Annotated in this window: 6 protein-coding genes; 2 read left to right on the top strand and 4 right to left on the bottom strand. The window is 63.9% G+C overall.

Features of this window, described 5'->3' with window-relative positions; genetic code table 11:
• Nucleotides 1-72 precede the first annotated feature (72 nt).
• The 4 genes from ACIA5H_RS37430 to ACIA5H_RS37415 form a co-directional block, all read right to left on the bottom strand.
• Nucleotides 73-201, bottom strand: a complete 129-nt coding sequence (locus ACIA5H_RS37430) for a hypothetical protein (RefSeq protein ID WP_397081063.1) — start codon at nt 199-201, stop codon at nt 73-75.
• A gap of 220 nt (nt 202-421) precedes the next feature.
• A complete protein-coding gene (locus ACIA5H_RS37425) occupies nt 422-910 on the bottom strand; it encodes a hypothetical protein (RefSeq protein ID WP_397081061.1) in 489 nt (162 codons plus the stop codon).
• 126 nt (nt 911-1,036) lie between these two features.
• The gene (locus ACIA5H_RS37420; RefSeq protein ID WP_397081059.1) at nt 1,037-1,918 is read right to left on the bottom strand and encodes a phosphotransferase; all 882 of its coding nucleotides are present in this window, start codon (nt 1,916-1,918) and stop codon (nt 1,037-1,039) included.
• On the bottom strand, nt 1,915-3,222 hold the full coding sequence (locus ACIA5H_RS37415; RefSeq protein WP_397081057.1) for an XRE family transcriptional regulator: 1,308 nt from the start codon (nt 3,220-3,222) through the stop codon (nt 1,915-1,917). Before ACIA5H_RS37415 ends, ACIA5H_RS37420 begins: the two co-directional genes overlap by 4 nt.
• Nucleotides 3,223-3,395: 173 nt before the next feature.
• Here ACIA5H_RS37415 and ACIA5H_RS37410 point away from each other — a divergent pair, with 173 nt between their 5' ends.
• Together ACIA5H_RS37410 and ACIA5H_RS37405 are read left to right on the top strand one after the other, a co-directional pair.
• Nucleotides 3,396-4,502 carry a Gfo/Idh/MocA family protein gene (locus ACIA5H_RS37410; protein ID WP_397081055.1) on the top strand — a complete coding sequence of 369 codons (1,107 nt, stop codon included), beginning with the start codon at nt 3,396-3,398 and terminating at the stop codon, nt 4,500-4,502.
• Nucleotides 4,499-5,314, top strand: coding sequence for a DegT/DnrJ/EryC1/StrS family aminotransferase (locus ACIA5H_RS37405; protein WP_397081053.1), 816 nt, complete (start codon nt 4,499-4,501; stop codon nt 5,312-5,314). Before ACIA5H_RS37410 ends, ACIA5H_RS37405 begins: the two co-directional genes overlap by 4 nt.
• The last annotated feature ends 63 nt before the right edge of the window (nt 5,315-5,377 follow it).

Genomic DNA, 5,377 nt, shown 5'->3' with positions numbered 1-5,377 from the left:
AACTCCTCGGGATAGGGCTTGGGCATGGTGGTCATCCTTCCACCGCGAGGACGCATCCTCACAGATCAGGAGTCAACCAAACCGGGGGCAGTCCCTATTGTCGAGTTGTGTAACCCGATCCCGGATGATCTGGGCCTTATCGGCGATGAACCGCGAGGCATCGCGCAGGCGATCGACCTCGACCTGGAGCTCATCGGACATGCCATCTCCCCTCGTACCGACATCTGCAGATCGCCTCTGGACTATAGGACGCACGACGCCCGCGGCTGGTTCCATCCCCACGCAGCACTCAGAATCGGGTAGAACCTCGAGCTGCTGTGGGTCGGCCGAGTGGTCGCTGGCTGTTAGTCGCCCGCCCTCCTGCAGGAGGGTCGCCCGTGCAATTACCGGAGGACTTCGGCGCGCTGGCCGCTCACCATGCCTACGTGAACCTGATGCGGATAACACCGTCCAGCCGTTTGCCTCCGGTGTCACGCTGCCGCCCCCGCCGGAAACCAGCGACCTGAACGAAATCCGCCGCCTGGCTCGCCAGCGTTACGGCCAGCCGCTGGACGAGATAGAGGCCGGATTCGCCGAACTGCTTGATCAGGTCAGCGGCGACACGCGTTGTTTTGGAGGGCGTCCAGCATCGGCGGGGGCTCTGCTTCTGGTACTGGTGCGCCAAGTGGAACCCGGCGCGCGGGCTCCGCGCGGTGGCGAGCGCGTCGCCGAGGTCGGTCGGCAGCCCAGGTAGTCCTGCACCTCGTCGATGTAGACCATGACCGGGTGCGGGTGTCCTCCGGCGTCCCGGACCGTTCCCGGATCCCACCCACAACTCAGCGAGCACGATCGCGCCGAGTAACTGCGCCGGCTCGGGCCCGATGACGCCCTTCGGCAAGGGCACCAGCAACACTTTGTTCTCGCGCAGCACAAGTTCCGACATGAGCTGGTTCGGGAACGACTGTGGAAACGTGAGTAGAGGCGGACAGTTGTCCAACGCGTGGTGAGCGGTGTCACCGGGATGGGGGCTACTGAACCCCTCCGCCTCCGCCTCCGCTTATAGCGCCTCCCACCGCCATGGCCGCGTTACCTCACCGCGCAGGCACTCAATCCGATGTTTTGCCTGTCGTGCAGCTGCTTCGCTTGCTCCGGCTTGTCCGATGGCAAAGCCCACCCACCGAAGCTCCTGGATGTCGGCGAAAAGGCGGAAGGACGACCATGTCGTGACGTCGTAGCCGCCATAGGCATTCACGAAAGAGAGGTAGTCAGCTTCGAGGACTCGCGCGAAGTCCGTGTAGTCGACGGCGAGTTGAATGAGATCCCATTCCGGTCGGCCAAGCGACACCTTGTCGAGATCCAGCACCGTCGGAATACCTGACGGCGGCACGACCAGGTTGCCTTGCCAGGCATCACCATGAATCACCGCGAGGCGTAGGGGATCCGGCAGATTGTCATATTGCTGGCGAAGCTCGTCGTAGCGCGTCAGCAGCCACGTTCGGTCACCGTCGTCCGCCGTGCCCGCAGTCGCCAACCGGGCGGGAAGGTCACCGAACGGGTTGTATCTCGGCAGGTCGGGATCGGCTGGCGGTGGCAGTGAATGGAGTGCTCGGAGCATGGCTCCGAGCTCGGCAGGCGTGGCTGGCCGATGGTCCGGGATGAGGCGCCACCAGGTGGCGGGTCGGTCGTCGACAACTATCGGCTGAGGCAGCTCCGATACCGCCTCCACCGTTGGAATGCCGGAACTGTTGAGCCACTGCGACACTCGCAGCTCCCGTTCGGCATCCTTCAGGCTGCCGCGCTTTCCGATCCGCGCGACGATGTCACCAACCCGGTACATGGCGTGGGATCCTTCGCGGATCGCCTCCGGGTGATGCAGCTCGAGCCCGGCTTGTTGGGCGGCCTTCGCCAGTACTTCCTTGGATGCCGTCGTGGCGGTCATAGTGCTGCCTTCGCAGCAGATCGGCGGGTGATGACCTCGCGTAGTTCGACGACGTCGCTCATTCGCCGATGAGGTGACGAAGCAGCGGCCAATCGCTGCAGCTCGTTGTGGATGCGATGGGAATCGAGCTGGTCGGCCTGCATGGCAGCACGGATTCCAAGGGCCACTGCTTCCTTCGGATCGCCGAGCTGCATAGTCAAGGTAGCCAGTCGCGTGAGCGAAAATGTTTGGGAACGAGGGTATTCCGCAGCCTGAAGTTCGACGGCTTGACGAATCCTGGGTGCTGCCAATTCGATTCGGTGCCGAGTTTGTGCAATCGGGATCAGGGCTTTGCCGGTGCTGCCGAGGTGCTCGGCCTCCTCGTAGAAGCACAGCCAGGGTGCGTCGGTGGTGGGGCTGCGCTGGGCAAAGTATTCGTCGGCGCGTGCTACCTCGGAGAGTGCTTCGTCGGGTCGTTTCATGGCGGCCAAGTATTGGGCGCGCAGGGCGCTGAGCATGGCGCGGGTTGTGGCGGATAGCCGATCGGATCGCACTTGGGCCAGCTCGATAAGCGACAATCCGCCATCAGTGTTGCCGATATATGCCATCTTGCGTGCCATGTCGGCGAGTGTGCTGGCGCGCAGCTCCCAGGATCCGGCGGTGTCCGCGCACCATAATGCGAGCCGGAACCTCCGCTCAGCCGCCGTGTGGTCACCGATGTCGAACGCGGCATATCCGGCGACGCTGCCGAAGTTGCCGATCGCTTCGAGTAGGGCCCGGCGGGTGCCTGGCGATGCCTTTCCGTCAAGTAGCCGGATGAAGCGGCCAAGTTGCCTGCCCGCGACAAGGCTGATCGAGCCGCCACCACGAAGGTTCTCCGCCGACGCGATGGTGCGCGTCGCTGTTTGGATGTCGAAGACCTCGGTCATGCCGACACGGCCAATCGGCTTGGCGTCGGAGTACTGGCCGAAAAGGTCGGCTGGACCGATGTCGGGGGAGAATGGGCTGAACAGGTTTATCGCGAGCATGCTGTCGGGCTGCGCCGCCGCTTCGCGGCGCCTACGATTCGGCACGAAGCCCAGTTCACTGTCAGTGGCCTGCAGGATGGTGCGGAACGCTTCCCGGTAGAGCTTGTTGGGCCAGCGGACGGTGCCGCGCTCGTAGCGGGCGATGGTGTGGGCATCGAGTTCGCGCCGCTGGCCGTGCTGGCGCCAGATGTAGGCGTTGACGGCCTCGGCCAGCTCGGCGCGGCCCATTGGCTGACCAGGTGTCACCCGCGACGGTGTGGCTTCCCGTCGCTGCTGGAGTTGCACGTTCGGTTGCATGCGTCCCCTCGCCGATATCGGTCGGTTCAGTCTATCCAGCAGCACCGGCGCTGGGTCGGGGCAGACTATCTGCCCCGTAACTTGCCCTCTTCTGGAAGTGCCGCGTGCGTGAGTCTGGGACGACGGCTCCGATATGCAGGGCCCGTCTGCACAACGATCAGTTGGGGGATCGAATGAGACCATGTGAATCGGTCCGAGGCGCGCTCGGTGCAGCACCGCTGTCGCGCATCGCCCGCCCGGACATTGAACCCGGGTGGCGCACCTCGCGCCGTGTCGCTGACCGCAGCACAACACTGCGCGCCGGTGTCGTGGGCCTCGGGCGCCAAGCAATCAACGATCACCTACCAGCACTCGTAGCCTCGCACCACGTCGAGCTGGCCGCCGTCTGTGATGAGGACGCGAGTGTCGTGCGGGAGCAGGAAACAGTGCATCAGGTGCCTGGCTTCGCCGATTACCGCGAAATGTTCGAAGCCGAGGCCCTTGACCTTGTAGTGGTCTGCGTGCCGCACGATGTTGGCCGGGCGGTGATCGAGTCAGCCGCGGAGAATAAGGTCCACGTCCTCAAGGAGAAGCCGTTCGCCACTGATCTTATCGAGGCCATCGAACTGGCGAAGTTATGCGAACGATCCAGCATCAAGCTGATGGTCACGCTGCAACGGCGATTCAATCCGATCTATACGAGCTTCCCCCAGCTCGCTGATCAGATCGGCATCCCGTTTCTGATCGACGCCCGCTACACCGTGCATGTCGATGACCCGTCCGAGGGCTGGCGCGGGCAGACAGCCAAGGCGGGCGGTGGCTGCGTGATCGACATGGGCTACCACCTCGTCGACCTGCTCCTGTGGTACTTCGGATTGCCCGACAGCATCACAGCCGAGCTGTCGGTCGGTGCGCGGCCGGACCGGCGGTACGACGCCGAAGACACCGCGCTCATACACTTTTCGTACGAGAGCGGCCTCTATGGCTCCTTGCTGCTCTCGCGGTTCATCGGGCCGAAGACCGAAGAGATCCGGCTCGTCGGGTCTGACGGCGTCGTGCATCTGGAACGTGGCCGCATCCGCCGGCTGACCAACAGCGGCGAGGTTATCGAGTCGCTGCATCGTGAGCAAGCCTGGCCCTCAGCCGCGGCCTGCCAGATCGACTACTTCCACCGCGTCATCGACGGCGCCCGACCGAACCTCAGCGGTCCCGCCGAAAACCTCGCTCACATGGCCTTCGTCGCCGCCTGTTACGAGGCCGCGCGTTCCCATACCCACGTCAATCCCAAGGAGCTGTTGTGACCTCACCACTGGCGCTGCTCGGCGGTCCACCCGTCATAGCTGAGGCAGCGCCGCATTTTTCATGGCCGCCACTGACCGAGGCCACCAGCATCGCGATCCTGGATCAGCTCGATGAGGGCATCTCGATCTACGACCGCTCCGGTGTCATCGCTCGACTCGAAGACGCGCTCCAGCACTACTTCGGTGCCCGCTATGCCATCGTCACCAGCTCAGGGACCGCTGCGCTGTATTCGATGTACGCCGCGTGCGGTATCGGGCCGGGTGACGAGGTGATTGTGCCCGCCTACACCTTCTTTGCCACTGCCACACCACTGCTGCACCTGGGCGCGACCCCCGTCCTAGGCGATTGCGACACCAGCGGCAACCTCGATCCGGCCGACGTGCCGCGACGTCTCACCGAGCGCACCAAAGCGATTGTGGTAACGCATATGTGGGGGATACCAGCTCAGATTCGACGCCTGAAAGCCGTGGCGGATGCCCATGGCGTGCTGCTGCTCGAAGACGCTTCCCATGCTCACGGGGCAAGCATCGGTGAGCAGAAGCTCGGCACGTTCGGGCGGGCCGCCGCTTTCAGCATGAACGGGCCGAAACCGCTGTCGGCAGGGGAGGGCGGCTTCATTATCACCGATGACGAGGAGGTATACCACCGCGTCTTGCTACACGGCCAGTACAACAAGCGCTGCCGAAACGAAATCCCAGCGCATTTTAGCCTCAGTCGCTACGCAGTGACTGGTATGGGACTCAAACATCGCATCCACCCGCTGGCCGCAGCCCTCGCACTGAGGTTCCCCCGCTTCCTTGGAGGGCTCTGAGCATGGTCCGATAGGACCGGGAAGGAGCCCCGCGTGGCAGCACCGAAGAAATACCCGGACGAG

The organism is Nocardia sp. NPDC051900 (assembly GCF_044452545.1).
GTDB lineage: Bacteria > Actinomycetota > Actinomycetes > Mycobacteriales > Mycobacteriaceae > Nocardia > Nocardia sichangensis.
The sequence above is the reverse complement of the archived record's forward strand: the minus strand, read 5'-3'. Positions and strand labels throughout refer to the sequence as shown.

Excerpts from the sequence above, each read along its gene's own strand:
- ACIA5H_RS37430 (WP_397081063.1), bottom strand. The coding sequence starts at position 201 with ATGTCCGATGAGCTCCAGGTCGAGGTCGATCGCCTGCGCGATGCCTCG.
- ACIA5H_RS37420 (WP_397081059.1), bottom strand. The coding sequence starts at position 1,918 with ATGACCGCCACGACGGCATCCAAGGAAGTACTGGCGAAGGCCGCCCAA.
- ACIA5H_RS37415 (WP_397081057.1), bottom strand. The coding sequence starts at position 3,222 with ATGCAACCGAACGTGCAACTCCAGCAGCGACGGGAAGCCACACCGTCG.
- ACIA5H_RS37410 (WP_397081055.1), top strand. The coding sequence starts at position 3,396 with ATGAGACCATGTGAATCGGTCCGAGGCGCGCTCGGTGCAGCACCGCTG.